The 25,092-nt window shown below is 71.2% G+C and carries 27 protein-coding genes; 14 read left to right on the plus strand and 13 right to left on the minus strand.

Going from position 1 to position 25,092, the window contains the following annotated elements:
- Positions 1 to 77: 77 nt before the first annotated feature.
- The gene (locus BS80_RS19300; protein WP_035799031.1) at positions 78 to 698 is read left to right on the plus strand and encodes a GNAT family N-acetyltransferase; all 621 of its coding nucleotides are present in this window, start codon (positions 78 to 80) and stop codon (positions 696 to 698) included.
- A gap of 52 nt (positions 699 to 750) precedes the next feature.
- Here the strand turns inward: BS80_RS19300 and BS80_RS19305 are convergent, their stop codons facing one another.
- Positions 751 to 1,239, minus strand: a complete 489-nt coding sequence (locus tag BS80_RS19305) for an LURP-one-related/scramblase family protein (protein WP_408607401.1) — start codon at positions 1,237 to 1,239, stop codon at positions 751 to 753.
- Between the two features lie 92 nt (positions 1,240 to 1,331).
- A complete protein-coding gene (locus BS80_RS19310; protein WP_198045560.1) occupies positions 1,332 to 2,372 on the minus strand; it encodes an acyltransferase family protein in 1,041 nt (346 codons plus the stop codon).
- A gap of 251 nt (positions 2,373 to 2,623) precedes the next feature.
- Between BS80_RS19310 and BS80_RS19315 the strand changes: the two genes are divergently transcribed.
- On the plus strand, positions 2,624 to 4,450 hold the full coding sequence (locus tag BS80_RS19315; protein ID WP_035799033.1) for an NHL domain-containing thioredoxin family protein: 1,827 nt from the start codon (positions 2,624 to 2,626) through the stop codon (positions 4,448 to 4,450).
- 57 nt (positions 4,451 to 4,507) lie between these two features.
- On the opposite strand, the gene BS80_RS19320 is transcribed toward BS80_RS19315, so the two are convergent.
- Both BS80_RS19320 and BS80_RS19325 read right to left on the minus strand, forming a co-directional pair.
- Positions 4,508 to 5,812: a M18 family aminopeptidase gene (locus BS80_RS19320; protein WP_035799036.1), complete on the minus strand. Its 1,305-nt coding sequence runs from the start codon at positions 5,810 to 5,812 to the stop codon at positions 4,508 to 4,510.
- Between the two features lie 389 nt (positions 5,813 to 6,201).
- The gene (locus BS80_RS19325; protein WP_035799038.1) at positions 6,202 to 8,031 is read right to left on the minus strand and encodes an acyl-CoA dehydrogenase; all 1,830 of its coding nucleotides are present in this window, start codon (positions 8,029 to 8,031) and stop codon (positions 6,202 to 6,204) included.
- A gap of 231 nt (positions 8,032 to 8,262) precedes the next feature.
- On the opposite strand from BS80_RS19325, the gene BS80_RS19330 reads away from it, so the two are divergent.
- From BS80_RS19330 to BS80_RS19355, 6 genes are all read left to right on the plus strand, one after another.
- Positions 8,263 to 8,817, plus strand: coding sequence for an SseB family protein (locus tag BS80_RS19330; RefSeq protein WP_035799041.1), 555 nt, complete (start codon positions 8,263 to 8,265; stop codon positions 8,815 to 8,817).
- Positions 8,818 to 9,127: 310 nt separating this feature from the next.
- Positions 9,128 to 10,081 carry a pirin family protein gene (locus BS80_RS19335; RefSeq protein ID WP_035799044.1) on the plus strand — a complete coding sequence of 318 codons (954 nt, stop codon included), beginning with the start codon at positions 9,128 to 9,130 and terminating at the stop codon, positions 10,079 to 10,081.
- A 125-nt stretch (positions 10,082 to 10,206) separates the two neighbouring features.
- On the plus strand, positions 10,207 to 10,671 hold the full coding sequence (locus BS80_RS19340) for a MerR family transcriptional regulator (protein WP_035799047.1): 465 nt from the start codon (positions 10,207 to 10,209) through the stop codon (positions 10,669 to 10,671).
- A gap of 8 nt (positions 10,672 to 10,679) precedes the next feature.
- On the plus strand, positions 10,680 to 11,720 hold the full coding sequence (locus tag BS80_RS19345; protein ID WP_035799050.1) for an aldo/keto reductase: 1,041 nt from the start codon (positions 10,680 to 10,682) through the stop codon (positions 11,718 to 11,720).
- Between the two features lie 120 nt (positions 11,721 to 11,840).
- Positions 11,841 to 12,623: a phosphotransferase gene (locus tag BS80_RS19350; protein WP_051966796.1), complete on the plus strand. Its 783-nt coding sequence runs from the start codon at positions 11,841 to 11,843 to the stop codon at positions 12,621 to 12,623.
- Positions 12,624 to 12,802: 179 nt separating this feature from the next.
- Complete coding sequence (locus BS80_RS19355) at positions 12,803 to 13,186, plus strand: hypothetical protein (RefSeq protein WP_035799053.1); 384 nt, start codon at positions 12,803 to 12,805, stop codon at positions 13,184 to 13,186.
- Positions 13,187 to 13,205: 19 nt separating this feature from the next.
- On the opposite strand, the gene BS80_RS19360 is transcribed toward BS80_RS19355, so the two are convergent.
- Positions 13,206 to 13,394 carry a hypothetical protein gene (locus tag BS80_RS19360; protein ID WP_035799056.1) on the minus strand — a complete coding sequence of 63 codons (189 nt, stop codon included), beginning with the start codon at positions 13,392 to 13,394 and terminating at the stop codon, positions 13,206 to 13,208.
- 102 nt (positions 13,395 to 13,496) lie between these two features.
- Positions 13,497 to 13,730 carry a hypothetical protein gene (locus BS80_RS19365; RefSeq protein ID WP_035799059.1) on the minus strand — a complete coding sequence of 78 codons (234 nt, stop codon included), beginning with the start codon at positions 13,728 to 13,730 and terminating at the stop codon, positions 13,497 to 13,499.
- Positions 13,731 to 13,859: 129 nt separating this feature from the next.
- On the opposite strand from BS80_RS19365, the gene BS80_RS19370 reads away from it, so the two are divergent.
- Genes BS80_RS19370 through BS80_RS19380 form a run of 3 tightly spaced genes read left to right on the plus strand, consistent with a single transcriptional unit; the run spans position 13,860 to position 16,049 of the window.
- Positions 13,860 to 14,678 (plus strand): helix-turn-helix domain-containing protein, encoded by an 819-nt coding sequence (locus BS80_RS19370; RefSeq protein ID WP_035799062.1) that lies wholly within the window; start codon positions 13,860 to 13,862, stop codon positions 14,676 to 14,678.
- Positions 14,675 to 14,884 carry a DUF397 domain-containing protein gene (locus tag BS80_RS19375; RefSeq protein ID WP_035799064.1) on the plus strand — a complete coding sequence of 70 codons (210 nt, stop codon included), beginning with the start codon at positions 14,675 to 14,677 and terminating at the stop codon, positions 14,882 to 14,884. The genes BS80_RS19370 and BS80_RS19375 overlap by 4 nt, the downstream gene beginning before the upstream one ends.
- A 10-nt stretch (positions 14,885 to 14,894) precedes the next feature.
- Positions 14,895 to 16,049 carry a glycosyltransferase gene (locus tag BS80_RS19380; RefSeq protein ID WP_035799065.1) on the plus strand — a complete coding sequence of 385 codons (1,155 nt, stop codon included), beginning with the start codon at positions 14,895 to 14,897 and terminating at the stop codon, positions 16,047 to 16,049.
- Here the strand turns inward: BS80_RS19380 and BS80_RS19385 are convergent.
- Entirely contained in the window at positions 16,034 to 16,855 is an 822-nt protein-coding gene (locus tag BS80_RS19385; RefSeq protein WP_035799066.1) for a protein phosphatase 2C domain-containing protein, read from the minus strand. The two genes, BS80_RS19380 and BS80_RS19385, sit on opposite strands and share 16 nt — an antisense overlap.
- A 342-nt stretch (positions 16,856 to 17,197) precedes the next feature.
- Between BS80_RS19385 and BS80_RS19390 the strand changes: the two genes are divergently transcribed.
- Positions 17,198 to 17,419 carry a DUF5302 domain-containing protein gene (locus tag BS80_RS19390; protein ID WP_035799068.1) on the plus strand — a complete coding sequence of 74 codons (222 nt, stop codon included), beginning with the start codon at positions 17,198 to 17,200 and terminating at the stop codon, positions 17,417 to 17,419.
- 107 nt (positions 17,420 to 17,526) lie between these two features.
- Here the strand turns inward: BS80_RS19390 and BS80_RS19395 are convergent, their stop codons facing one another.
- A complete protein-coding gene (locus tag BS80_RS19395; RefSeq protein ID WP_035799070.1) occupies positions 17,527 to 18,135 on the minus strand; it encodes a TIGR03086 family metal-binding protein in 609 nt (202 codons plus the stop codon).
- 75 nt (positions 18,136 to 18,210) lie between these two features.
- A complete protein-coding gene (locus tag BS80_RS19400) occupies positions 18,211 to 18,852 on the minus strand; it encodes a TetR/AcrR family transcriptional regulator (protein ID WP_035801934.1) in 642 nt (213 codons plus the stop codon).
- 98 nt (positions 18,853 to 18,950) lie between these two features.
- Between BS80_RS19400 and BS80_RS19405 the strand changes: the two genes are divergently transcribed.
- Entirely contained in the window at positions 18,951 to 20,141 is a 1,191-nt protein-coding gene (locus tag BS80_RS19405) for an acyl-CoA dehydrogenase family protein (RefSeq protein WP_035799072.1), read from the plus strand.
- Positions 20,142 to 20,174: 33 nt separating this feature from the next.
- Here BS80_RS19405 and BS80_RS19410 read toward each other — a convergent pair whose 3' ends face one another.
- The 3 genes from BS80_RS19410 to BS80_RS19420 are packed head-to-tail and all read right to left on the minus strand — an operon-like array spanning position 20,175 to position 22,509.
- The gene (locus tag BS80_RS19410; protein WP_035799075.1) at positions 20,175 to 20,423 is read right to left on the minus strand and encodes a hypothetical protein; all 249 of its coding nucleotides are present in this window, start codon (positions 20,421 to 20,423) and stop codon (positions 20,175 to 20,177) included.
- A 43-nt stretch (positions 20,424 to 20,466) separates the two neighbouring features.
- Positions 20,467 to 21,552, minus strand: coding sequence for an allantoicase (gene alc / locus BS80_RS19415; RefSeq protein ID WP_035799082.1), 1,086 nt, complete (start codon positions 21,550 to 21,552; stop codon positions 20,467 to 20,469).
- A 60-nt stretch (positions 21,553 to 21,612) separates the two neighbouring features.
- The gene (locus tag BS80_RS19420; protein ID WP_035799085.1) at positions 21,613 to 22,509 is read right to left on the minus strand and encodes a LysR family transcriptional regulator; all 897 of its coding nucleotides are present in this window, start codon (positions 22,507 to 22,509) and stop codon (positions 21,613 to 21,615) included.
- A 124-nt stretch (positions 22,510 to 22,633) separates the two neighbouring features.
- Between BS80_RS19420 and BS80_RS19425 the strand changes: the two genes are divergently transcribed.
- Positions 22,634 to 24,304: a hypothetical protein gene (locus BS80_RS19425; RefSeq protein WP_157536386.1), complete on the plus strand. Its 1,671-nt coding sequence runs from the start codon at positions 22,634 to 22,636 to the stop codon at positions 24,302 to 24,304.
- Between the two features lie 10 nt (positions 24,305 to 24,314).
- Here the strand turns inward: BS80_RS19425 and BS80_RS19430 are convergent, their stop codons facing one another.
- The gene (locus BS80_RS19430; protein WP_035799088.1) at positions 24,315 to 24,968 is read right to left on the minus strand and encodes an ATP-binding protein; all 654 of its coding nucleotides are present in this window, start codon (positions 24,966 to 24,968) and stop codon (positions 24,315 to 24,317) included.
- Positions 24,969 to 25,092: the final 124 nt, after the last annotated feature.

Consider the following 25,092-nt stretch of genomic DNA (forward strand, 5'->3'; position numbering starts at 1 on the left):
GGGCCTCTTTCATGGACATCTTTGTACTAAGGCAGATATCCCTTGCCCCTAGTGCAATCGAGTACTACCGTTCGCTCATGACCGCGAAGCACCCCGTGCCCGTCACCCTGACCGGCCAGCACGTCCGCCTGGAACCGCTCTCCCGCACTCACCTGCCCGACCTCTTCGAGGCCGGCGGCCGGGACGAGGAGGTCTGGCGCTGGCTCCCCGTCCCCGCCCCGCAGACCGAGCAGGAGCTCGGCGCGCTGCTGGACGGACTGCTCGCCGAGGTCGAGCGCGGCGAGAGCGTCGCCTTCGCCGTCATCAGGCTCGACACCGGCCGCGCCATCGGCTGGACCACCTACCTGGCGATCCACCCGCAGGACGAGTGGCTGGAGATCGGCTGGACCTGGTACGGCCGCTCGGCCTGGCGCAGCGCGGTCAACACCGAGTCGAAGCTGCTGCTCCTGCGCCACGCCTTCGACGAGTTGGGCATGGGCCGGGTGATGTGGAAGACCGACCACCGCAACGAGCGCTCGCAGGCCGCCATCCGCCGCCTCGGCGCCCAGTACGAGGGCACCCACCGCCGCGAACGGCGCCGCGCCGACGGCACCTGGCGCGACAGCGTCTACTTCTCGATGCTCGCCGACGAGTGGCCGGCCGCCCGGCAGCACCTGAGCGCCCGGCTCGGGGAGCACCTCGCCCCGTCCGCCCGCTGACCCCCGCCCGGCGCCGCTCCGGCCCGGGCGGGCGCCCGGGCCGGGACCGACGTCAGTCGTCCTCCGCCACCAGGTGCTCCACGCAGACCGCGATGGCCAGCAGCAGCGGGGTGTCGGCGCCGTCGGCGATCCGCACGCCGTAGTGGTCGCGGATCCGGAACCAGGAGCGGGAGACCTCGGCGATCTTGTGGCCGTCCGCCTCGACGGTGTACTCCTTGCCGACCAGGTCGCCGTGGATCTCCAGCTCCCCGCCGCCGTGCAGCTCCGCGTAGTAGCTGTGCCGGATCGGCGAGAAGAGCTTGCGGCGGACGGTGGCGACCGTCCCGCCGTGCGCGTCCTCGACCCGCATCGCGTCCCGGACCGCGAGCGCCTTCTTCCTGATCACCGCCACCACCCGGCCGGTGTCGTCCTTCAGCTCGAAGGTCTCCCGGATCCGCAGCACCTTGCCGTCCACCAGGAACGCCTTGTGCCCGTGCTCGTCCTCGATCCAGTGGTCGTCGCCGATCCCGAAGACCCGCTCCCTGACCTTGTACTTGATCACGCACTCGCTCCCGTCGTGGATTCCGACCCCTCACGGGACATCCTGAGCCACGGCGGCGCGATCCGGGGGGAGCACCGCCAGAGCCGGGAAACCTAGGGCGTGTCGGCCCGTCGGCTCCAGCTGCGCAGCATCAGGCGACGCCCGGGCCCCTCGACGAAGGTGTGCAGCACCCAGGCGATGCCCAGCGCGACCGCGAAGGCGGCCGCCGTCACGGCCAGGCCCGTCGGCCAGTGCAGCTTCGGGTGGGAGCGGAACGCGTACTCGCCGGTCCGCATCACCAGGAGATGGATCATGTAGAAGGCGAAGGACATCTCGCCCAGCTTGACCATGAGCCGCCCGCGCCAGGGCGACGGCTCCCCCTTGAGGTCGGCCGTCGCCGCCGCCGCTATGAGCGCGGCGAACCCGGTCACCGTGCACGAGACGAACTGGTAGCCGTAGGCGACCTGGCTGGTCAGGAAGTAGCCGGCCGCCGCGAGCAGCAGCGAGACCGCCAGGCCGGGACCGCGCCAGCGCCCGGCGCGGACCACCTCGGCCAGCGCCACGCCGAGGACGAACTCCGGCAGCCGCAGCAGCGGGAAGTAGTAGATCGCCCAGGTGAAGTCGGCGGACGGCGAGAGGTGGTGGACCAGCGTCGGCATCAGCAGGACCGTCGCCGTGCAGGCCGCGACGACCAGCAGGTTCCCGCGCCAGTCCACCCGCCGCAGGCACCAGAGCAGCACCGGGAACAGGAGGTAGAAGAACGCCTCACAGGCCAGCGACCAGCTGACCGGGTTCACGCTCTGGAAGAAGCCGAAGTCCGGCACCCAGGACTGGACCATCAGCAGGTTCGCCGCCAGCTGCGTGTGCAGCGGCTTCGTCAGCGGCGCGAAGGTGAAGGCCATCGCCAGGGCGAGCAGCGCGGTCACCACGTGCAGCGGATAGACCCGGGCCAGCCTGCGGCGCCAGAACCGCACGATCCCGGTGCGTCCCGGCGAGGACCAGGCCAGCACGAACCCGGACAGCATGAAGAAGAACGAGACCCCGGTGTCGCCCGCCGAGAAGGCCCAGTTGACCAGGCTGCCGGCACGGCCGCCGAAGTACTGCACCAGGTTCACGTGGAACAGGAAGACCAGGAGCGCCGCAGTCCAGCGCATCCCCGTCAGCGACGGGAGCGCCGTCGGCCGGCCTATCGGCCTCGCCACCGCACCGGGCGCTGCTGAACTCGGGCGGGGTGATCCCACGCCAGGAAGTACTGTCGTCTGGCCCGAACATGACATCGGCGCACGCTAGCACGTTCGCCCAAGATCGTTGCCCCTGCGGGCACTTGTTGATCTTGCCTCTTGCCACCGCCACTGCGGACCCTACCCGCTCGAGCCGGCACGAACCCGTGCGGTTTGATGGGGTTATGGCTTCTCGTGCACGCGTACGCGCCCCTGAACTGGTCGGCGCCGGTGGTTGGCTCAACACCGGCGGCAAGGACCTCACGCTGGCGGACTTCCGGGGGAAGATCGTCATCGCCGACTTCTGGACCTTCTGCTGTATCAACTGCCTCCATGTCCTCGACGAGCTGCGCGAGCTGGAGGAGAAGCACCGCGACACGCTGGTGATCGTCGGGGTGCACTCACCGAAGTTCGTCCATGAGGCGGACCACCAGGCGGTGGTGGACGCGGTGGCCCGGTACGACGTGGCGCACCCCGTGCTGGACGACCCCGAGCTGGTGACCTGGAAGCAGTACGCGGTGCGGGCGTGGCCGACGCTGGTGGTGATCGACCCCGAGGGGTACGTGGTCGCCCAGCACGCCGGTGAGGGGCACGCGCACGCGATCGAGCGGCTGGTGGAGGAGCTGGAGGCCGAGCACGCGGCCAAGGGGACGCTGCGGCGCGGGGACGGCCCGTACGTGGCGCCCGAGCCGCAGGCCGGGGAGCTGAAGTTCCCGGGCAAGGCGGTCCGGCTGCCCGGCGGCGGCTTCCTGGTCGCCGACTCCGGCCATCACTCGCTGGTCGAGCTGGCCGAGGACGGCGAGAGCGTGCTGCGGCGGATCGGCGAGGGGGTGCGCGGGCTGGCGGACGGCCCGGCCGACCGCGCGCGGTTCAGCGAGCCGCAGGGGCTGGCGCTGGTCCCGGCCGATCTGGGGCTGGACTACGACGTGGTGGTGGCCGACACCGTGAACCACGCGCTGCGCGGCGTGCGGCTCTCGGACGGCTCGGTCACCACGCTCGCCGGGACCGGCCGGCAGTGGTGGCAGGGGTCGGCGACCGAGGGCCCGGCCCGCGAGGTGGACCTCTCCTCGCCGTGGGACGTCGCCTGGTTCGACGGCCGGGTGTGGATCGCGATGGCCGGCGTGCACCAGCTCTGGGCGTACGACCCGGTGGTCGGCACGGTCGGCGTCGCCGCCGGGACGACCAACGAGGGCCTGGTGGACGGTCCCCTCGCCGAGGCCTGGTTCGCCCAGCCGTCCGGTCTCGCCGTCTCGGCGGACGGCGGGACGCTCTGGGTGGCGGACTCGGAGACCTCGGCGCTGCGCGCTGTTTCACGTGAAACCGGTCTGGTCTCCTCGCCGGTGGGCAGTGGGCTCTTCGACTTCGGGCACCGCGACGGCGCGGCCGACCAGGCGCTGCTCCAGCACCCGCTGGGCGTCACCGTGCTGCCGGACGGCTCGGTGGCGATCGCGGACACCTACAACCACGCGCTGCGCCGCTTCGACCCGGCCAGTGGCGAGGTCAGCACGCTGGCCACCGACCTGCGCGAGCCCTCGGGGGCGGTGTTGGTGGACGGCGACATCGTGGTGGTGGAGTCGGCCCGGCACCGGCTGACCCGGCTGCGGCTGCCCGAGGAGGCGGTGCGCGTCGAGTCGGTCGCCCACCGCACCCAGCGTGCGGCGACCGAGGTCGCCCCCGGCGCGCTCCGGCTGGACGTGGTCTTCTCCGCCCCCAGCGGCCAGAAGCTGGACGAACGCTACGGCCCGTCGACCCGGTTGCTGGTCAGCTCGACCCCGCCGGAGCTGCTCGTCTCGGGCGCCGGCGCGGACAGTGCTCTCGTTCGTGAGCTGGTGCTCTCGGACGAGGTGGCGGAGGGCGTGCTGCACGTCTCGGCGATGGCCGCGTCCTGCGACGACGACCCCGAGATCGAGTACCCGGCCTGCCATGTGCACCAGCAGGACTGGGGTGTGCCGGTGAAGCTGGTCGCCGGCGGGGCGACCCGGCTGCCGCTGGTGCTGGCCGGGATGGAGTGACGCGCCAGGGGGCCGGGACCGCGAGCGGTCCCGGCCCCCTGGGCACGGCCTGGCGGGTCAGCCCTCCAGGAACGCCTTGATCGCGCTGGCCAGCAGGTAGGGGTCGTCCGCGCCGCAGAGCTCGCGGGCCGAGTGCATGGAGAGCGCCGCGATGCCGCAGTCCACCGTGGTGATGCCGAGGCGGGCGGCGGTGATCGGGCCGATCGTCGTGCCGCAGGGCATCGCGTTGTTGGAGACGAAGGTCTGCCACGGCACACCGGCCCGCTCGCAGGCGGCAGCGAAGACGGCCCTCCCGACGCCGTCCGTCGCGTAGCGGTTGTTGACGTTGACCTTGAGCATCGGGCCGCCGTTGGGCATCGGCTGGTGGCCGGGCTCGTGCCGCTCGCTGTAGTTCGGGTGCACGGCGTGGCCCATGTCGCAGGAGAGGCAGATCGTGCCGGCCAGCGCCCGGGCGCGGTCCTCCGCCGTACCGCCGCGTGCGAAGACGCTGCGGTCCAGCACGTTGCCCAGCAGCGGGCCCTGCGCGCCGGTGTCCGACTCGCTGCCCGTCTCCTCGTGGTCGAAGGCCGCGAGCACCGGGATGTACGGCAGGTTGGCGCCGTCCGTGGTGACCGCGGCGGCGAGCGCGGCGGTGGCCGCGTGCACCGAGAGCAGGTTGTCCAGCCGGGGGGCGGCCAACAGGTCGTGGTCCTTGCCGAGATAGGACGGCGGCTGGACGTCATGGGTCATCAGATCCCAGCCCACCACCGCGGAAGCGTCCACTCCGGCGCGCTCCGCGACGTAGGAGATGAGCGCGCCCTCGTCCACCTGGCCGAGACCCCAGATCGGCGTGAGGTGGCGCTGCTTGTCCAGCTTCAGTCCGTCGTTGACCTGACGGTCGAGGTGGATCGCCAGCTGCGGAACCCTCAGCAGCGCCTCGTCCAACTGCACCAGCCGCGTCGACCCGTCCCGCAGCACCAGCCGGCCGGACAGTCCCAGGTCCCGGTCGAGCCAACTGTTCAGCGGCACACCGCCGTAGATCTCCACCGCCACCTGGCGCCAGCCGGCCGAGCCGGTGTCGGGCATCGGCTTGACCCGGAGGTTGGGCGAGTCGGTGTGCGTGCCGACCACGCGGAACGGCGTCTCCGGCCGGGCCCCTTCCGGCACGTACCAGGCGATCAGCGCACCACCTCGGATGACGTACCGCCCACCGGCCGTGCCCTCCCACGCGTCGGTCTCCGCGACCTGGCGGAAACCCGCCTTCTCGAGCCGCTCGGCCGCACCGGCCACCGCGTGGTACGGGGACGGGGCGGCCGCCAGATAGGCGATCAGATCGTCGGTGTGGGTCCGGTCGAAGTAGACCGGTCGGTCGGCGGTCGACATGCTGCTCCTGAGTCGAGGGATAGCGGAGAGCCGGTGGGGGAGGGGCTTCCCATCCCTGAGCATATGCCCGTACACCGACAGGACAGTCAAACGTCCGCACGGTCCATCACACTCCGAACACCGACTGGGACCGCCCGTCGCGATCAGGTCGGAATCGAGCCGGAATCCCGTTGGAACCCGGCGGGATTCGGGTGTCCGTCGGACCGCCGCCGCACCCGCCAGGTACCCGGCGGGCGACCGGCAGACACCAACGAGCACCAACGAACACCGACGAACACCCGACGCGGGCGTGACGCGGACGCGAAAAGCCCGGAGGGGGCCGAGCGCTGTGCGCAGGGCCCCCTCCGGGTTGAGGGTGGGTCAGGCGGTCCGGCAGACCTGGCGGCAGACTAGAACGCCTCTTCGGCCAGGTCCATGATCTCGTTGTCGACACCCTCGGCGATCAGGCGCTGCGGGGCGACCGTCGGCAGGATGTTGCGGGCGAAGAAGCGAGCCGCGGCGATCTTGCCCTGGTAGAAGGCGACGTCCTTGGCGGCGGCGCCGGCCTCCAGCTTGGCCTGCGCGACCACGGCCTGACGCAGCAGCAGCCAGCCGATCACCACGTCGCCCGAGACCATCAGCAGGCGGGTGGTGTTGAGGCCCACCTTGTACATGTTCTTCACGTCCTGCTCGACCGAGGACAGGTCGGCCAGGAGCTTGCCGACGATGGCCTCCAGGTCGCCGGCCGCCTTCGCGAGCAGCTCGCGCTCGGCCGCCAGGGCGTCGCCGCCCTCACCGGCGGCGATGAACTTCTGGATCAGCTCGGAGACCGCGGTCAGCGCCTGGCCGCCGTCCTTGACGATCTTGCGGAAGAAGAAGTCCAGGCCCTGGATCGCGGTGGTGCCCTCGTAGAGGGTGTCGATCTTGGCGTCCCGGATGTACTGCTCGATCGGGTACTCCTGCAGGAAGCCGGAGCCGCCGAAGGTCTGCAGGGACTGGGCGAGCTGCTCGTAGGACTTCTCCGAGCCGTAGCCCTTGACGATCGGCAGCAGCAGGTCGTTCAGGCGCTCGGCGGCCTCGTCCGTCTCGCCGCGCAGGCGGGCGGCCACCAGGTCGTCCTGGACCGAGGCGGTGTAGAGCACCAGGGCGCGCATGCCCTCGGCGTACGCCTTCTGGGTCATCAGCGAGCGGCGGACGTCCGGGTGGTTGGTGATGGTGACCCGGGGAGCGGCCTTGTCCAGGAAGTTGGAGATGTCGGCGCCCTGCACGCGCTCCTTGGCGTACTCCAGCGCGTTCAGGTAGCCGGTGGAGAGGGTGGCGATGGCCTTCGTGCCGACCATCATCCGGGCGAACTCGATGATCTTGAACATCTGGCGGATGCCGTCGACGGTCTCACCGACCAGCCAGCCCTTGGCCGGGTGCTTGGCGCCGAAGGTCACCTCGCAGGTGTTCGAGGCCTTCAGACCCATCTTGTGCTCGACGTTGGTGGCGTAGGCGCCGTTGCGCTCGCCCAGCTCGCCGGTCTCCCAGTCGAAGTCGAACTTCGGGACGATGTACAGGCCCAGGCCCTTGGTGCCCGGCTTGCCGCCCTCGGGGCGGGCCAGCACCAGGTGGATGATGTTCTCGGACATGTCGTGCTCACCCGAGGTGATGAAGCGCTTCACGCCCTCGATGTGCCACGAGCCGTCGTCCTGCTTGATCGCCTTGGTGCGGCCGGCGCCGACGTCGGAGCCCGCGTCGGGCTCGGTCAGCACCATGGTGGCGCCCCACTGGCGGTCGACCATGAGCTTGGCGACCTTGGCCTGCTCCTCGGTGCCCTCGTCGTAGACGACGCCGGCGAAGGCCGGACCGGAGGAGTACATCCAGATGGCCGGGTTCGAGCCGAGGATCTGCTCGGCGTAGGCCCAGATCAGCGAGGACGGCGTGACCTGGCCGCCGATCGCCTCCGGAATGCCCAGACGCCACCACTCGGCGTCCATGTAGGCCTGGTAGCTCTTCTTGAACGCGTCCGGGATCGGAGCGGTGTTCGTCTCCGGGTCGAAGACCGGCGGGGTACGGTCGGTCTCGGCGAAGGAGGCGGCCAGCTCGTTCTCGGCCAGGCGCGAGATCTCGCTGAGGATGTTCTTCGCGGTCTCGACGTCCATGTCGGCGAACGGACCGGTGCCGTACACCTGGTCGCGACCGAACACCTCGAAGAGGTTGAACTCCACGTCCCGCAGGTTGGACTTGTAGTGACCCATGGCCGTTTCTCCGGTTCGTCGCTTCGGTTCGTCGCTTCCAGGTGCGTCGTTCCATACATCCGGACGCCCCTACCCGCCAGTAGACATCATGATGCTACCGGTTAGTAACTTCTTCAACCCCTTCGGCGTTAATCCGACGTGAACGTAGTCACGTCCCGACAGTCCCATCCCACCGCTCCTTGTCCGGATCGGCCGCCCCACGAGGTGGGCCGGGCCCGCTAGCCTGTCCGTGTGTACGGCTACGAGCAGAGCGCACCCGGCGCGAACGGCGGCTACCCCGGCGACCCCTACCAGCAGGCGGGGCAGCAGGGCATGAACGGCATGTACGGACAGCCGGGCTACGACGGACAGGCCGGCGGTGTCGGCGGGGTCGGAGGATACGGCGAGCAACCGCCGACCGCCGGTCAGTCGCTGTACCCCGAGCCGTCGCCACCATCGCTGGCGGACGCCGTGCGCGCCTTCACCACCGGGTCGATGCCGGTGGAGGACTTCCAGGCCATCTTCATCACGTCGAAGGTGCACTGCCCGCGCGGCGAGCGACCCGGCTTCCTGGCGCTGCACAACACGCCGACGCCGGTGATCCCGATGTTCAGCTCGCTCAAGGAGCTGCGGCGCTACGCGGGCAAGGAGTCCAAGCACTTCTCGGTCTCCGGCGCCGAGGTCCTGGACCTGTTGCCGACCGGGTACGGGTTCGCGCTGGACATGGAGGGCGAGCACCGGATGGTGTTCGACGCCAAGGCCGTCGAGCAGATGGTCGACTTCACGATGCGGCGGATGTACGGCTGACGGCTGACGGCTGACGGCTGACGGCGTCCAGGACCCTGGGGGCTCGGGGCCGCCGGAGCGGCGATCTGAATCGAGAGCAGTGCTCTTGATTGGGATCGCCGCTCTTTTTGCTGCCTTCGTGCGGGGTGGGGTGGTAGGGCGGAACAGGCGAGAGCAGTGCTCTTGCCTAAGAGCACTGCTCTCGCTTTAGAGCGTCGATCTCACTTGAGAGCGCCGCTCCTCCACGCATGGTTGAACTTTCAACTTGCTTCTTGTTGATGATTGAACTAATCTCCTGGATGTAGGCCACAGACCCCCGAAGGAGGCCGACATGCCCGCCGTGACCGTCGACAACCCGCTGACCCTCCCGCGCGTCGCCACCCCCGACCCCGCCGTCACGACGTCCCGGCCGGTCCTGGCGGTGTCCACCGCACCCGAGGGGTACGAGGGCGAGGGATTCCCGGTCCGCCGGGCGTTCGCGAAGATCAACACCAAGTACCTGGACCCATTCATCATGATGGACCAGATGGGCGAGGTGGATTACGCGGCCGGTGAGCCCAAGGGGACCCCTTGGCACCCGCACCGCGGCTTCGAGACCGTCACCTACATCATCGACGGCACCTTCATTCACAAGGACTCGCACGGCGGCGGTGGCGTCATCACCGACGGCGACACCCAGTGGATGACGGCCGGCTCGGGCCTGCTGCACATCGAGACGCCGCCGGAGTCGCTGGTGATGTCCGGCGGGCTCTTCCACGGGCTGCAGCTGTGGGTGAACCTGCCCGCCGCGGACAAGATGATCGCGCCGAAGTACCAGGACATCCGCGGCGGCAGCGTGAAGCTGCTCTCCTCGGCCGACGGCGGCGCGCTCGTCCGGCTCATCGCCGGTGACATCGCGGGCCACCAGGGCCCCGGCGCCACGCACACGCCGATCACGATGATGCACGTGTCCGTGAACGCCGGTGCGCAGGTCACGCTGCCGTGGCGGCGCGACTTCAACGCCCTCGCGTACGGCCTCGCCGGCAGCGGCTCGGCGGGCGAGGAACGGCGCCCGTTCCACATGGGGCAGTCCGTGGTCTTCGGCGAGGGCGACTCACTCACCATCCGGGCGGACGACACCCAGGACTCGCGCAGCTCCACCTTCGAGGTCGTGCTGCTGGGCGGCGAGCCGATCCGGGAGCCGGTGGCCCACTACGGTCCGTTCGTGATGAACAGTCACCGTGAGCTGCAGCAGGCGATGGAGGACTTCCACGCCGGCCGCCTGGGGACCGTCCCGGCCGAGTGAGCCGCGGGAGCAGAGCTGTGATGCCGCTGGGCGGCCGACGCGTTGCGTCGGCCGCCCAGCGGCATCAGTGCGTCAGGTCTCGCACACTTGCTTCGAGTCCGCTCGAACCCTCTAGCGTGACTGTCATGACGGTGATCGACGGCACCCCCGTGAAGTCCCCGGCCGTGGGCAGTTGCGTGTCCGCGGGCCCGGCCCATCCGCGCCCCGACGGGCAGGACCGCTACACGATCAGCGAGGTCGCGGCACTGACCGGACTCACCGCGTACACCCTGCGCTGGTACGAGCAGATCGGCCTGATGCCGCAGGTGCAGCGGTCCCACAACGGCCAACGCCTCTTCGACAACCGGGATCTGGACTGGCTCGCCTTCGTCGGCACGCTGCGGCTGACCGGGATGCCGGTCGCCGACATGGTCCGCTTCGCGGAGCTGGTCCGCCAGGGCGAGGACACCCTCGACGAGCGGCAGGAGGTCCTGGAGCGGACCCGGGGCGAGCTGCTCGCGCGCATCGGGGAGCTGCAGGACACCCTCACCGCACTCAACTTCAAGATCGACTTCTATGCGGGCGCCCGGCGGGCGTCAGGAAGGGCTTGAACACCCTCATGAGCAACCCCGTGAGCAGCACCACCGGAAAGATCCGCACGGTCGAACTGGGCTCCGGCGGACCCCTCGTGGGCGTCCAGGGCTTCGGCGCCATGGGCATCAGCGTCGCCTACGGAGACACGGACGTCGCAGCCGCGCGCGACACCCTGGAGGCGAGCCTCGAAGCAGGCGTCACCCTCATCGACACCGCCGACATGTACGGCCACGGCTCGAACGAGGAGTTCCTCGCGCCGTTCGTCGCCGCGCACCGCGACGAGATCACGTTGGCCACCAAGTTCGGCTTCGAACTCCGCGCCGACGACCCGAACTACCGGGGCATCAGCAACGACCCCGGCTACCTCCGGAGGGCGGTCGAGGCGAGCCTGCGGCGACTGGACGTCGACGTCATCGACCTCTACTACATGCACCGCCGCGACCCTGCCGTCCCGCTCGCCGAATCGGTCGGGACGATGGCCGAACTGGTCCGGGAGGGCAAGGTCAAGCACCTCGGCCTGAGCGAGGTCACCGGTGCCGAACTGCGCGAGGCGTACGCCGTGCACCCGATCACCGCGTTGCAGTCGGAGTGGTCGGTCTTCAGCCGGGACGTCGAGCACAGCGCGGTCGGCGCGGCCGCCGCCCTCGGGGTGGCCTTCGTCCCGTACTCGCCGCTCGGCAGGGGGTTCCTGACCGGTGCCTTCACGGACGCGAACGAGGAGCTCTCCAGCAGCGACTTCCGGACGTTGCTGCCGCGCTTCAGCGGCGACAACGCCCGCGCGAACGCCGCCCTCCTGGCGCCGCTGCACGCGATCGCCGCCGACCGTGGCGCCAGCACGGCGCAGATCGCGCTCGCCTGGGTGCAGCAACGGGCCGAGGTGCACGGCCTGACCGTGGTGCCGATCCCCGGGACCCGCAAGCGCAGCCGCCTCCTGGAGAACGCCGCAGCCACCCGAATCACCCTGACTGCCGAGGAGTTGGCGCTGCTGGAGCCCATCGCCGGCCAGGTGGCGGGCGACCGCTACGCGGACATGTCGCACACCTCGGCCGCCCGCGAGGCCAAGTAGGGCGTGGGGAACCGCCGTTCCTGGAGCCCCGCTACCGCTCGACGGTTTCTCGGCCGGTCCGATGGTCCGGGCGTGCGGGCCGCAGGTAGCGCTGATGACGGTCGACGCTAGGGTGCTGCCGTGATCAAGGACGGCGAGACGATGCGGGGCGGCCTCTCCGAGGTACGCCGTGAAGGCGAGACCATCCGGCGGCCCTGGCGGGTATGGACCCCTGCGGTGCACGAGCTGCTGCGCCACCTCGAGAACGTCGGATTCTCGGGCGCACCACGCGTGTTGGGCGCCGGACCCGACGAGGGCGAGGAGGTGGTGTCGCTCCTGCACGGCGAGGTCGGCCTGTACCCGTGGCCGAAGGCGCTGCTCGCGGACGAGGGCGTGACCGCGCTCGGGCGGTGGCTGCGCGACTACCACGAGGCTGTCCGCGACTTCCGCCCCTCGCCCGCGGCCGTGTGGTGCGACCCGGCTGCTCAGTGGCGCCCCGGATTGATCATGCGCCATGGAGACCTCACCAGTTGGAACTCGGTCTGGGAGAACGACCGGTTGACGGGTTTTATCGACTGGGATCTCGCCATCCCCGGCGAGCCCCTGGACGACCTTGCCCAACTGGCCTGGTACAGCGTGCCGCTGCGGCTTCCCGACCGCCAGAGCAGGGTCGGCTACGGGAAGGAGGGTGCACCGCTCGCACGACGGCTCCGACTGCTGTGCGCCGCGTACGGCGCGGTCCCGGGCGACGTACTCGACGCGCTGGCGCGGCTGCAGCGCGACGAGACCGAGCGGATCGCGCGCCTGGGCGTCCTCGGCGAGGACCCCTGGGCCGCGTTCCTGCGCCAAGACTTCATCCCGGAGATCGAGACGGAACGCGCCTGGGCCCTGGCCCGGCGCGAGGAACTGCTCGGCCACGCCTGAAGGCCCTCCGGGTTGGCCGAAAACGCCTGCTCCTTAGGCGAGTTCCACCCTCCTGCCCGGCGCCCCGAGCCCCTGGCCTTCGTGACCGGCACACGTGAGCCCCCGGCCAGGGGATCACACAGACACACAGCCACAGAGACACTCAGACACGGGGACGCGGGGGCACCACCATGAAGGCAATGCGACGACGGCTGGCCGGGCTCGGCGCTGCGGCTGCGATGAGCGCTGCCCTGACGATCAGCCTGCCGACTGCCGCCCATGCGGCGAACTACTACTGCAACGGCAACGTCATCGCGCAGCACGACGCCAACGGCTTCAGCACGCGCCTGATCCGCTCCTACGACGGCGGAAGCATCTGCGTCAACACGTGGAACCAGACGGGCCACCAGGCCCTGACCGACGCCGAGCTCTACGACCCGACCGGCTTCCCGGCCGGCGGCGACGAGGGCTCCTACTACCAGTACGCGTCCACCGGCTGGGAGCCCGTACTGAGCGGCTGCTGGCACTGGTTCGGCACCCCGAACGGCTCGGGCGGCTGGAACGGCTACTGGAACTGCTTCTAGCGCCCCGCCGCCGGAGCGTTCAGGCGCTCTCGGGCAGCTGCTCGGCGGCTGGTCGGCAGCGCGGACAGGCGCAGGGCGGCCAGATGCTGGAGATCTCGATCGCACCCGGTTGGAGGGAGACCGTCCGGCGGGAGATCTCGACGCGCCGGCCGGTGGGGGTGATGCGGTAGGCGCGCAGGGTCATGGCGCTGCACTTGGAGGACTTCATCGGGTTGGGTTCCCTTGGCACAGTGGACAGTTGGGCCAGCCGAGCGGACAGGTCGGGTGAGGTGGGCGGAGGAGACGCCAGAGCCGGGCGGGTCTACCGGTTTCAGAAGTCGGCATTGCCGACTCCTCGCGCGATGAGATCCGCCAGCTGCTCGGCGATGTCGGGTCGCACCGCACCGAGTTCGATCAGCACAACGCCCGTGAGGGACGACTGATGGTCGGGCCCCAGCGAGGGCAGGACGAGTCCGGCGAGCCGGAGGGCGGCGCGGAGCCGGGCGAGGGCGTGGTCGGCGCGTTCGCGCTGGTCACGCAGGTGGCGGTGGAAGTCGGCGGTCATGGGGGTCCGTTCTGGCTGCGCTCGATTGGATGACTATGACTGACTGTCCATCAATCATCGCTCTGCGCACGTACGCTGAGGAGGGGCGGGCCGATAAAGCGGATCCAGTTATGAGGAGGCGTCGCCGCGATGACCGCAGAGACCGAAGGGCCGGACCCCACGGCGTCGCTCCTCGCGTTCTTCGGATCGGAGGCCCACCGGATGCGGACGGAGGCGGGCTGGTCGCAGCAGGAGACGGCGAAGAAGGCACTCGCCACGCAGGCGATGATCAGCTACATCGAGTCGGCGAAGCGGGTGCCGAGCGCGGAGTTGGCGGCGGGGTTGGACGCGGCGTTCGGCACTGGGGGCCACTTCATGCGGCTGCATCCGCTGGTGTTGCGGTATGCGTATCCGAGCTGGTTCCTGCCGTATGTGGAGTTGGAGCGGGAAGCCCAATCCATCCGGACCTTCGACATGCAGCTCATCCCCGGCCTACTGCAGACCGAGGACTACGCGCGGGCCATCTTCAGGGTGGCGCGCTCGTACACGCTCAACGACCTGGTCGCCGCCCGGATGTCCCGGCAGAGCATCTTCGAGCGGGAGGACCGCCCACGGGTCTGGTTCGTGATCGACGAGCAGGCGCTCAGAAGGCCTATCGGAGGAGCAGCGGTGATGCGGGCTCAGCTCACGCGCTTGTTGCAGGCGGGCGAGGATCCCAGCACGGTCATCCAGGTGATCCCGGCGAGTGTCGCGGAACACCCCGGACTGAATGGACCCTTCACACTTCTGGGCTTCGACGAGGGCGAAGACGTGCTGTACGTCGATGCCTTCACGCAAGGTCGCATGGGCCTCGGCAAGGAGGAGGTAGCGCACGCAGCACACTCCTATGATCTGCTCAGAGCCGTCGCCCTGTCGCACGAGGCGTCGGCCGAACTGATCGCCGCCCGTCTGGAGGAATTCAGCAGATGACCAGTGCAAGCAGACTCCCCGTTACCTGGCACAAGAGCAGCTACAGCGGCTCCAACCAGGGGCAGTGCGTCGAGGTCGGAACCGGGCTCACAGACGCCGTCCCCGTCCGCGACAGCAAGGACCCGCACGGGCCCGCGCTGGTCTTCTCCACCGCTGCCTTCGCCGACTTCCTCCGTGGAGTCAGGGACGGCGCGTTCGGCAACTAGCCTCGGCAGCATGCGTGTTCTCTTCAGCTCCACCGAGGGCTCCGGGCACTTCAATCCGCTCCTCCCCTTCATCGACTCCTGTGTAGCGCGCGGGGACGACGTACTCCTCGTGGTGCCACCGAAGTTGGTGGCGCGCGTCTCCGGGCTGGGGGTGGCGGTCCGGGTCGGGGACGAGCCGGCCGCGGACGAAGCCGCCGCGGTCTGGCGGCGGTTTCCGCAGGCGTCCCGGGGTGAGGCCGCCGTCCTGGCCAACCGGGAGTTCTTCGGGCGGCTCTGCACGGCCGCGATGCTGCCCGCCCTCGAAGAGGCGTGTCGCGAGTGGCGGCCCGAGCTGATCCTGCACGAGCCGTGCGAGTACGCCTCGGCCGTGGTCGCCGCGCGGCACGGGATACCGCAGGCGCAGGTCGGGATCTCGCTCGCGGCGGTCGAGGCGTCCTCGCTCGACCTGGCCGCGCCCGCGCTGGAGCCGTACGGGCACGAGACCGTCGAACGGCTGCGCGCGGCGCCGTACTTGACGCGGTTCCCGGCCTCGCTCGACCCGTCACCGTATGTCTTGACCCGCCGCTTCCGGGAGGTGGCGGAGCGCGGCGGGGAGCTGCCGGACTGGTGGTCCGGGAGTGCGGCGCCGCTGGTCTACCTCACGTTCGGCAGTGTCGTGGGCGGCAGCCCGGCCGCCTCGGCCGCGTTCCGGACGGCGTTGGACGCGGTGGACGGGCTGCCCGTGCGGGTGCTGCTCACCGTCGGGCGGGCCGTCGACCCGGCGTCGCTCGGCCCGGTGCCCGCCAACGTGCACGTGGAGGCGTGGGTCCCGCAGGCGGACGTGCTGGGCAGCGCCGACCTGGTGCTCTGCCACGGGGGCTCGGGCACCACCTTCGGCGCGTTGGCGGCCGGGGTCCCGCTGGTCGTCGTTCCGCTCTTCGCGGACCAGCCCGCGAACGGCCGGCTGGTGGACGCGGCGGGCGCGGGCCTGGTCGTCGCGCCCAGTGGCGGGCCGGCGGGCGCGATGGGCCTACCCCGCGCCGAGGACGTGCCGCGGATTCGGGCCGCCGTCGAGTCGGTGCTCGGCGACGCGTCGTACCGCACGGCCGCTCAGCGGCTGGGGGCGGAGATGGGGGCGCTGGCGAGCGTCGGCGCGGTGCTGGAGGAGGTTCAGAGCCTGGCGTAGAGGGCGGTCGCGTCGTCGTGCGGCTTGCTGCGCGGCCAGCGCTCGCAGCGCGGGTCGCTCTCCTCCGCCTCGCGGACCCGGGCGATCAGCGCGGCCGGGCCGCTGTCGGCCATCAGGCGCAGCGCGGCCGGCCAGTCGCCGAGGGCGAAGTTCGCGGTGTACCGGCCTGCGCCGTCGGTGAGCGCGGCCAGCGCGCGCAGCCCGTCGAGCCGGACGAAGCCCGTCTCGGCGTGGCCGGCGGCCTTCGGCGAGGCGGCCGCGATCCACGGCCCGTCGCCGGTGTTGCGCACGGCTCGGACGGCCAGCGCGTACCGCAGGTGCAGCGCCGCGCGCTCGGCCGTCCCGAGCTCGGCCTGCCAGACCGACCGGAGCAGGCTCTCACCGGCCGTGAAGTCCTGGTTGTCGCCGATCACCTGTAGCGGGCCGGTGGACGGTTCGAGGACGAGCAGCGAGTCGCCGAGCACCAGGTACTCCAGCGAGCGACCGTGCTTGCGGGCGGCGACCACCATCGCGGCGGGGGTGTTGGGGTGGGCCAGGTCGCAGCGTCCGCCGTGCAGGGCGGCGGTCTCGGCGATGGCGTCGGCCAGGCACTCGGCGATGTCGCGGTCCGAACGGTCGGTCATCCGGGCCATCAGGTGCACGCCGAGCCGGCGTACGTACCAGGCGGTGCCGTGCCGGCAGCCCGACTCCATGCCCGCCGGTGAGCTCGAACCGTCGAGCAGCACCAGCGCCTCCGGCGAGGCGGTGGCGAAGTCCTCGCTCTCCGCGTCCGGCCGCTGCGCCTGCCCTGCCAGTTGTACCTGCATGCCGCCAAGTGTGCGGTGCCGGATCGGCCCCGGCACAGACCTCGGCGGATGATCCCTCGAACGGGGACACCGCGCGACTCGCGCGGTGGCGCGGCCATCGATCTGCCCATAGCGTCGCAATACGGACCAAACGGTCATGCGAGAGTGTCGGGAGTGCGTCATGTGGTGGGAAGCCATCGTCGTTGCCGTGGCATCGTTCTGTTTTCCGGCCGCGGCACTGCTGTACTTCATCGGCGGGCCGAAGTACCGCGATCTGGAGCACTCAAGCAGCCGGGTCCCCCACCGGACATGACACAGTGGCAGCTGCACGACCAGAAGTCCGCCCCGCCCAGGAGGTCCCGTATGAGCAGCGACGCAGCAGCAGTGGAGAACGACGAGAACCCCGAGACGCCTGCGGCTGCCGGCCAGGACGACATGAAGGCCAAGTTCCTGGCCGCGCTGGAGCGCAAGCACGGTGGGAAGAGTGACGCTTCGGCCAGTGGCTCGGGCGGCGACTCCAAGATCCACGGTGCCCACTCCGCAGCCGGTGGCAAGCGCACCTTCCGTCGCAAGAGCGGCGGCTGAGTTCGACCTGAAGGGGGGACCGGCACGAGCTGCCGGTCCCCCCTTTCGCGCGTCCGGGACACCCCCGTGCCCCCGGGCGCGCGCGGTCGGTCAGGTGGCGGAAGGGGTCAGCCGCGCTCGGGGGACCAGGCCGGGTCCCGGCCGAGCAGGCCGAGCGCGCGGTCGAAGACCGTCGGCTCACCGGCCGGCTCGACGACCGGGGCGAAGGCGCGGCCCGGAGCACGGGCCTCCGCGGTCGTCGGGACCTGCCGGGTGATCCCCAGCAGCAGGGCCGCGAGGTCGTCGGGGCAGTCCAGCGGGGCGCCGACGGTGGCCGCCACGTCCCAGCCGTGGATCAGCGTGTCCACCAGGTGGAAGCCGATCGCCTGCTCGGCCGGGAAGGCGTGGCCGGGCAGGATCTCGGGGATCAGCAGCGTGTCACCGGCCTCCACTGCCTTGCCGAAGGCGGCACCGAGTTCGTCGGCCGAGGCGGCGAAGGCCGGGCCGACCTGGTCGTCGCCGACCTCCAGGTCGACCCAGACGGCGGGGTCCGCGCCGCGCCCGAGGGCCGCCTGCGCGAAGCCGTGGTTCTGGCCGAGCATGTGGGCCAGCAGGCGCCGGAGCGTCCACTGTGCGCACGGGGTCGGCAGGTCGAGGTGCTCGGGACGAACCGCGTCCAGCACCGGTTGGACGAGCGCGAGAGCGCGGAGATGGGCAGTGCGAATGCCGGAGTCCATGCGGAAAACGTTAGCACGATCGGTCGGTCAGTTTTAGGGTTCACTGGCGGGAAAAAGCGGACCGCCTCCCCCCGCTCAGTCCGCCGGCAGCAGCGACTCGTCAACCGCCTCGGAGCGGAGCAGCAACAGCACCGAGCGCCCGGCCCGCGCGTACACCGTCTCGTCGTCGTGCAGCAGGGACACCGCGTTGGCGTACTCCAGGAAGCTGACCAGCTCGAAGGAGAGCTGCCCGAGGTCCGCGTCCGGGCGCAACTCGCCTGCCGTGAGCGCCGATTCGAGGAACTCCAGGACCGTCTGGCGCCAGGCCAGACTGCCCGCCGCCAGCGCGTCGCGGACCCGCCCGGGCTGGGCGTCGAACTCGGCGCCGACCGCGTAGAAGAAGCAACCGCCCGCGAACACCCGGGTACGGGAGTACTCCAGCCAGCGCCGGCAGAGCTCCCAGACCTGGCCGACCCCGGCCGGCAGCTCCCGCACCGGCACCACCACCTGGTCCAGGTAGATCCGTTGGGCCGCCCGCACGGTGGCGAGCTGGAGCTCCTCCTTGGAGCCGAAGAGCGCGAACACCCCGCTCTTGCTCAACTCCAGCTCGGCGGCCAGCCGGCCCAGCGAGAGTCCCGCGAGCCCCTCGACCGAGGCGATCTCGGCCGCCCGGCTGAGCACCAGACGGCGGGTCTCATTGCCCTTCTGGACCCGCCCGTCCGTCGTGGGATCGGTCACGTCCACCACCGTCCTCCGTGTGACTGCCTTTCGAGTCAGCGTAAAGCCTGATACGGATGGTCCGGCACCGTGCAGACCCACACCCTCAGGAGACCCGCATGTCCGGCAGGCCCGCACGCTCCGGTGGACCCGACCCGCTCGACCTGCTCGCGGTGAGCGACCTGCTCTCCGACGAGGAGCGACTGATCGGCGCCACCGTCCGACGCTTCGCCGACGACCGGATCCGGCCGCACATCGGCGACTGGTTCGAGCAGGGGGTCTTCCCCGCCCGGGAGCTCGCGCCGGAACTCGGCGCGCTCGGACTGCTCGGCATGCACCTGGACGGCTACGGCTGCACCGGCTCCTCCGCGGTGGCGTACGGGGTCGCCTGCCTGGAGCTGGAGGCGGCCGACTCGGGGCTGCGCAGCTTCGTCTCGGTGCAGGGCTCGCTCGCGATGCGCGCCATCCACGCCTTCGGCTCCGAGGAGCAGAAGCAGCAGTGGCTGCCGGGCATGGCGGCCGGCCGGACCATCGGCTGCTTCGCCCTGACCGAACCGGACTTCGGCTCGGACCCGGCCGGGATGCGCACCACCGCCCGCCGCAAGGGCACCGACTGGGTGCTCTCCGGCAGCAAGATGTGGATCACCAACGGCAGCATCGCGGACGTCGCGGTGGTCTGGGCGCAGACCGAGGAGGGCGTGCGCGGCTTCCTCGTGCCGAGCGGCACCCGCGGCTTCACCGCCCAGGACATCCACGGCAAGCTCTCGCTGCGCGCCTCGGTCACCAGCGAGCTGGCCTTCGACGAGGTGGTGCTGCCCGCAGACGCGGTGCTGCCCGGTGTCACCGGCCTGCGCGGCCCGCTCTCCTGCCTGAACGAGGCGCGCTTCGGCATCCTGTGGGGGACGGTCGGCGCCGCCCGCGACTGCTACGCCTCGGCACTGGACTACGCCAAGAGCCGGGTGCAGTTCGGCCGGCCGATCGCGGCCTTCCAGCTCACCCAGGAGAAGCTGGTCGAGATGGCGCTCAAGCTGGAGCAGGCCTACCTGGTCGCCTGGCGGGTCGGTCGGCTCAAGGACGAGGGCAAGTCCCGTGCGGCGCACGTCAGTTTCGGCAAGCTGAACAACGTGCGCAGCGCATTGGAGATCGCCCGCAGCGCGCGGACCGTGCTCGGCGCGAACGGCGTCACCACCGCGTACCCGGTGTTGCGGCACGCGAACAACCTGGAGTCGGTGCTGACCTACGAGGGGACCAGCGAGATCCACACGCTGGTGCTGGGCGAGGCCATCACCGGCGAGGCCGCCTACCAGTAGGGGTCCACCCGCGGACGGGTCAGGGCGGGCAGGTCAGGAGAGGTAGTCCTGCCGGTCGTGCTCGTCCGCGAGAAAGGGCACCGACTGCAGCCAGAGGACACCGCAGGCGCGGCAGCACGGCTCCTTGGTCCGGCCCCACTCGGTCGGCTCCAGGATCGGGCCGCCGACCGGGACGTCCTGCCCGCACAGGGCATTGCCGGTGACGGTGGGCACCATGTGCCACCGCCGCACGGGGCCGCTGAGGCCCTCATCGCCGTACTCCGCGCGCATGTGATGCAACATGCCTCCACAGTGCTCCCGACTGCCCGCGAATGCCACTGGTGGCTCACCCCAGGCGGACGAGCGAGCCGTGCAGGCGCAGCCGGGCGATGCCGCCGTCGGGGAAGACGTCCAGCCGGGCGTGGGTGAGCGGCCGGGCGTCGCCGGCCGGCCGGAGGCGGTGCACGGAGTCCGGCTGCAGCCTGGTCCGGGGGATCAGCTCGAACCACTGGGCGGCCGTGGCCGGGTCGGCGGGGTCGGCGCCGGTGCTCGCGTCGAAGCCGTGGAGCGCGGCCCACCCGGCGGCGTTGCCGACGTAGTTGCCGGTGTCGATCTCGACCGCCCGGATCAGGCCGCGCCCGGCCAGCCGCAGCCGTACCCAGTCGTGTCCGCCGTCGCGGCGGCGGCGGTTCTCCCAGCCCTCCCCCATCTCGCGGGAGCGGCCGGGCAGGATCAGGTTGACCGGCGGGGAGAAGAACCGGTCCGAGGCGTCGTCCACGCAACCGCCGTGCTCCAGGGCCGCCAGGTCGAAGGTGCCGAGCGCGGCCAGCCACTCCTGGTCGGGGCGGGACTCGCCGTGCACGCGCAACCGGGCGATGCCGCCGTCCGGATACTGCTTGAGCCGCAGGTGGGTCCAGCGGCCCTGGTCGGCGACCGCGAAGCCGTTGGCGGCGTGGCTGCGGACGGCGCTGCGCGGGACGATCTCCCGCCAGTCGGCCCCCGCCGCGAGCAGCTCGCGCGGGCCCGGGGTGCCGGGGAGCTCGAGTGCCTCGACGCTGATCTGCTGCGGGGAGTTGCCGCGGAAGTGCGCGGTGTCGACGACGATGCCGCGGATCACCCCGGGGAGGCCGAGCCGGATCACCGCCCAGTCGTGCTCGTCGGCGCCGGGGTGCGGGTGCGCAGTGTCGGTGCCGCGCCGGCGGCGGGTCTCCCAGCCGTCCATCAGCTGGCCCTTGCGGCCGAAGGTGTGCGGCTGGAAGAGCGCCGGGGTGGGCAGCAGCAGGTTCTCCCGCTCGGCGAACAGCTCGTCGTTGGCGCAGATCACGCCGGCGCCCAGGCGGCGGTCGGCCAGGTCGACGAGGCGGGTGAAGGGGAGGTCCAGGTCGGCGGTGTCGTAGTCGGCGTAGCCGGTGAGGTACTCGTAACTCGTCATGGCTCTCACTCTGCTCCCACCAGACTCTTCAGGTCCATCTCAAGTTTCTGACCACATCGTTCATTTGGACTTCACGATCTCGGCGAGCACCCGGCGCAGCGGCGGGGCCTGCTCGGTACCGGCCCGGACCGCGGCCACCACCCGACGGCTCGGCAGGTCCGCCGGGAGCGCGCGGACCACCACGCCGTCGGCCTCCCCCGCCCGGGAGAGCAGGCGCGGCACCAGCGCCACGCCCAGGCCCGCGCCGACCATGGCCAGGATCGCCGCCCAGTCGGCGGCGGTGTGCGCCCGCCCGGGGACGAAGCCGGCGTCCGCGCAGGCGCCGAGGGTGATCTCCCGCCACGGGCCACTGCTGCCGAAGATCCAGGGCGCGTCGGCGAGTTGGGCCAGCCGCGGGTCGGCCTCCGTGGCGAGCGGATGGCCCAGCGGCAGGGCGACGTCCAACGGGTCGTCCAGCAGTGGGAGCTGGACCAGCCGGGGATCCTCGGCGGCGGACCCGCGCACGCTCAGCGAGACCGAGAGGTCCACCTCGCCGCAGGCCAGCAGCTCGAACGCCTCGGCCGCCTCCGCCTCCACCAGTCGCACCGCGAGCCGCGGCGCGCTCACCCGCAGCCGGGCCACCGCCGGAACCACCAGCCCGGTGATCGCGGTCGCGAACGCCCCGATCCGCACCTCCCCCGCCTCACCGTGCAGATAGCCCGCCAACTCGGCCTCGGCCTGCTCCAGTTGGCCGAACACCCGGTCGGCGTGCCGCAGCACCAGCCGGGCCGCGCTGGTCAACCGCACCCGCCGCCCGTACGGTTCCAGCATCGGCGCACCCAACTGCCTGGACAGCAGCGACAGTTGCTGCGAGACGGCGGACGGCGTCATGCTCAGGCGCGCCGCCGCCGCGGTGACGGTGCCGCACTCGTCGAGCGCCCGCAGGATGCGCAGCTTCTTGAGGTCCCAGTCGGTCATCGCGCCAGCGTAGGCGGAACCGGCGCGCTCCCGGCCGCGGTAAATCCCGGAGATCCGCCGGCCGGGATTGCTACCGTCGCCGTCGCGAAGCCTCACCGACCGCACCGCACTTCACGAGGACACCATGAGCACGAACGACCTGTGGAACCGTCTTCGGGGCGGCTCGGTCGGAAACCGGTCACGCGTTCCCGACCAGCGCACAATCAACTCCCCGACGAGCACGAACAGCTCCCCGACAAGCGCGAACGGCTCCCCCGGCGCCGACCCGGAATCCGAGGATCCGGTGCTTCCGACCGGGGATTTCGACCTCCGGGTCAGAGTCTCCCTGGCCCTGCACAGCCAGGACGCCAAGCTCATCGTGAAAGCCTGCCAGGACCGGGGCTGGAACTGCGAGCGGGACTCCGGCGTCAGCGAGCGCGAACTCGGTCCCGACCAGCAGAGCCTGGACTCCCACTGGTTCGTCGACGTGCCGCGCGTCGGGGCCGCGCTCGGGGTGGAGAACGAAGCCGAGCTGGACGTGCGCAGGTTTCTCGAACCGTTCGGCACCATGGCCGACGTACGAGGCAGCTGGGTCCTGCAACCGAGTGCGATGACCGCCCTGAAGTACCGCGTCCACCAGCGGCCGCCGCGCGCCCGGACGCCCTGGCTGCGACGGCTGCAGCGGCTCGGCACGCAGCTCGGACTGCACGACACGGGCGAGGTCCTCTACGCCCACTCGGACCGGCACGCCGTTCGTGAGTTCGCCCGGCGAGCCGGTCTGCACAACGGCCCCGAGCGGCCGGAACGGGCCGGCCTGCGACGCCCCTTCCTGACGTCCTCCCGGAGTCAGCGCGAGGCGAGCGGCCGTTATCGGACCCGTCGGGAGAGCGCCAAAGCCCTGCGCGCCGCCGGCATCATGATCGTGAACTTCTCGCTCGTCGTCCTCACCCAGCCGCGCTGGGCGGCCGGCGGCTGGGGAACGGCGCTGCCGGTCGCCCTCGCCGCACTGTGCGCGGCATTTCTGTACCTCGCTCAGTCCCGGATCGATCCACCGCTCTCGACCCGCGCGAAGGTGATCCTCGCCGGCTTCGGATCGGCCCTTTCCACCGGACTGGGAATTGCGGTCGGCAACAGCAGTCCGGTCGCCGGCACCTGGGGGCGCGTCGTTCCGCTGCTGCTGGTCTTCGCTTTCTTCGGACTGCGTTCCCTGGTGCGCGGGACGAGCTCCGGAAAGCTGGCGCTCTGGGCCGTACCGTTCGTCGTCTCGCTGACCCCGCCGCTGCTGCGCGGAGTGGGCGACCTCGCCTACGGCAGTTATCTGTCGGGATTCGGGCTGCGACTGGACGATGTCACCGTCAGCGGGCTGAACCAGATGTGGCCCGCGTTCCGGCCGCTCGGTCTGGGGGTGGCCGCCTGCCTGCTGACCCTCGCGGCGGCCGGGTTCGCCCGGCGGGTGCACGTGGACCTCGGGAAGCTGCTGATCGTCCCGCTGGCCGTCGTCTACACCCTGGTGATCGTGCTGGCGGCCACCGAGAGCGGGGAGCACGCCTCGGCGCGCGCCCTGCGCGACGTCGCCGCCAGGCACCTGCCGGGCGACTTCCGGGCGATCACGGCCCAGGCGGTCTGCGTCAAGCCGACGACCACCCAACTGGCCGTCAAGGGCGCCCCGCTCCCGCTGGGCACCCCGCTGCTGACCTTCGACCCGCTCGCCACGAACGTCGCCCTGTGGAACCCCGCCACCGGCCAGGTGACCCGGGTGCCCGGGGCCGGGGTGAGCCTGGTGACCGTCCGCGGCCTGGACAGCGGCTGCCCCTGACGGACAGAAGTCAGGAGGCGGCCTGGAGGACCGGGGTGTCGTGCTGCCACTTGAGGACCTTGTCGAAGCTGACGATGGCACCCCGCTGGGGGTGGTTGCGCAGCTGGACGTGGTCGGTCAGGGCGCGGATCAGGAAGAGACCGCGGCCGCTCTCGGCGTAGAGGTCGGGCGTGGCGTCCAGGTCGGCGGGGCGGGGACCGGCCGGGACCGGGCGGCCGGGGGGCAGGACGTGGGTGTCGTACGGCGCCGGGCGGTCGGTGGGACGGCTGCGGCGGGCGGAGCCGAGGGCGCCGGGCGGCGGGAGCGAGGCCCGGCCGCGCCGGGTGCGCGGGCCACCGCGGGTGAGCGCGCGGGCCTGCGGGGCCCCCGGGGCGCGGCGCGCCGGGACCAGGTGCGAGGTGGCGGGCAGGCCGGGACCCGAGTCGGTGACCTCGATCCGCAGCCGGTCGCCCTCCATCGAGGCGGTCACCTGGAAGCTGTCGTCCGGCCGGCCGCCGACCGCGTGCTCGACGGCGTTGGCGCAGGCCTCGGTCAGCGCGACGCCCAGGTCGTAGGCGATCTGCGGATCGACCCCGGCGGTCTCCATGGTGCCGAGCAGGATGCGCCGGGCCAGCGGCACGCTGGCGAGGTCGCGCTTGAGATGCAGAGTCCACCAGATGTCCACGACAGGTCCCTCCTGGCTGCGGCTCCACATACAACTAGGTATTGCCGAGCAATCCGCCCGTGAACCGTCTCCAGGGTGTCGGTCCGCCCGTTCGGCGGATGGACTGACGCGGCACGGTATGCCG

The organism is Kitasatospora mediocidica KCTC 9733 (genome assembly GCF_000744225.1).
In the GTDB taxonomy this organism is placed as follows: Bacteria; Actinomycetota; Actinomycetes; order Streptomycetales; family Streptomycetaceae; genus Kitasatospora; species Kitasatospora mediocidica.

Bases quoted from the DNA above. Each gene is read 5' to 3' on its own strand.
- BS80_RS19300 (WP_035799031.1), top strand. From the start codon at position 78: ATGACCGCGAAGCACCCCGTGCCCGTCACCCTGACCGGCCAGCACGTC.
- BS80_RS19310 (WP_198045560.1), bottom strand. From the start codon at position 2,372: ATGCGCTGGACTGCGGCGCTCCTGGTCTTCCTGTTCCACGTGAACCTG.
- BS80_RS19315 (WP_035799033.1), top strand. From the start codon at position 2,624: ATGGCTTCTCGTGCACGCGTACGCGCCCCTGAACTGGTCGGCGCCGGT.
- BS80_RS19320 (WP_035799036.1), bottom strand. From the start codon at position 5,812: ATGTCGACCGCCGACCGACCGGTCTACTTCGACCGGACCCACACCGAC.
- BS80_RS19325 (WP_035799038.1), bottom strand. From the start codon at position 8,031: ATGGGTCACTACAAGTCCAACCTGCGGGACGTGGAGTTCAACCTCTTC.
- BS80_RS19335 (WP_035799044.1), top strand. From the start codon at position 9,128: ATGCCCGCCGTGACCGTCGACAACCCGCTGACCCTCCCGCGCGTCGCC.
- BS80_RS19340 (WP_035799047.1), top strand. From the start codon at position 10,207: ATGACGGTGATCGACGGCACCCCCGTGAAGTCCCCGGCCGTGGGCAGT.
- BS80_RS19345 (WP_035799050.1), top strand. From the start codon at position 10,680: ATGAGCAACCCCGTGAGCAGCACCACCGGAAAGATCCGCACGGTCGAA.
- BS80_RS19355 (WP_035799053.1), top strand. From the start codon at position 12,803: ATGCGACGACGGCTGGCCGGGCTCGGCGCTGCGGCTGCGATGAGCGCT.
- BS80_RS19360 (WP_035799056.1), bottom strand. From the start codon at position 13,394: ATGAAGTCCTCCAAGTGCAGCGCCATGACCCTGCGCGCCTACCGCATC.
- BS80_RS19365 (WP_035799059.1), bottom strand. From the start codon at position 13,730: ATGACCGCCGACTTCCACCGCCACCTGCGTGACCAGCGCGAACGCGCC.
- BS80_RS19370 (WP_035799062.1), top strand. From the start codon at position 13,860: ATGACCGCAGAGACCGAAGGGCCGGACCCCACGGCGTCGCTCCTCGCG.
- BS80_RS19375 (WP_035799064.1), top strand. From the start codon at position 14,675: ATGACCAGTGCAAGCAGACTCCCCGTTACCTGGCACAAGAGCAGCTAC.
- BS80_RS19380 (WP_035799065.1), top strand. From the start codon at position 14,895: ATGCGTGTTCTCTTCAGCTCCACCGAGGGCTCCGGGCACTTCAATCCG.
- BS80_RS19385 (WP_035799066.1), bottom strand. From the start codon at position 16,855: ATGCAGGTACAACTGGCAGGGCAGGCGCAGCGGCCGGACGCGGAGAGC.
- BS80_RS19390 (WP_035799068.1), top strand. From the start codon at position 17,198: ATGAGCAGCGACGCAGCAGCAGTGGAGAACGACGAGAACCCCGAGACG.
- BS80_RS19395 (WP_035799070.1), bottom strand. From the start codon at position 18,135: ATGGACTCCGGCATTCGCACTGCCCATCTCCGCGCTCTCGCGCTCGTC.
- BS80_RS19405 (WP_035799072.1), top strand. From the start codon at position 18,951: ATGTCCGGCAGGCCCGCACGCTCCGGTGGACCCGACCCGCTCGACCTG.
- BS80_RS19410 (WP_035799075.1), bottom strand. From the start codon at position 20,423: ATGTTGCATCACATGCGCGCGGAGTACGGCGATGAGGGCCTCAGCGGC.
- alc (WP_035799082.1), bottom strand. From the start codon at position 21,552: ATGACGAGTTACGAGTACCTCACCGGCTACGCCGACTACGACACCGCC.
- BS80_RS19420 (WP_035799085.1), bottom strand. From the start codon at position 22,509: ATGACCGACTGGGACCTCAAGAAGCTGCGCATCCTGCGGGCGCTCGAC.
- BS80_RS19425 (WP_157536386.1), top strand. From the start codon at position 22,634: ATGAGCACGAACGACCTGTGGAACCGTCTTCGGGGCGGCTCGGTCGGA.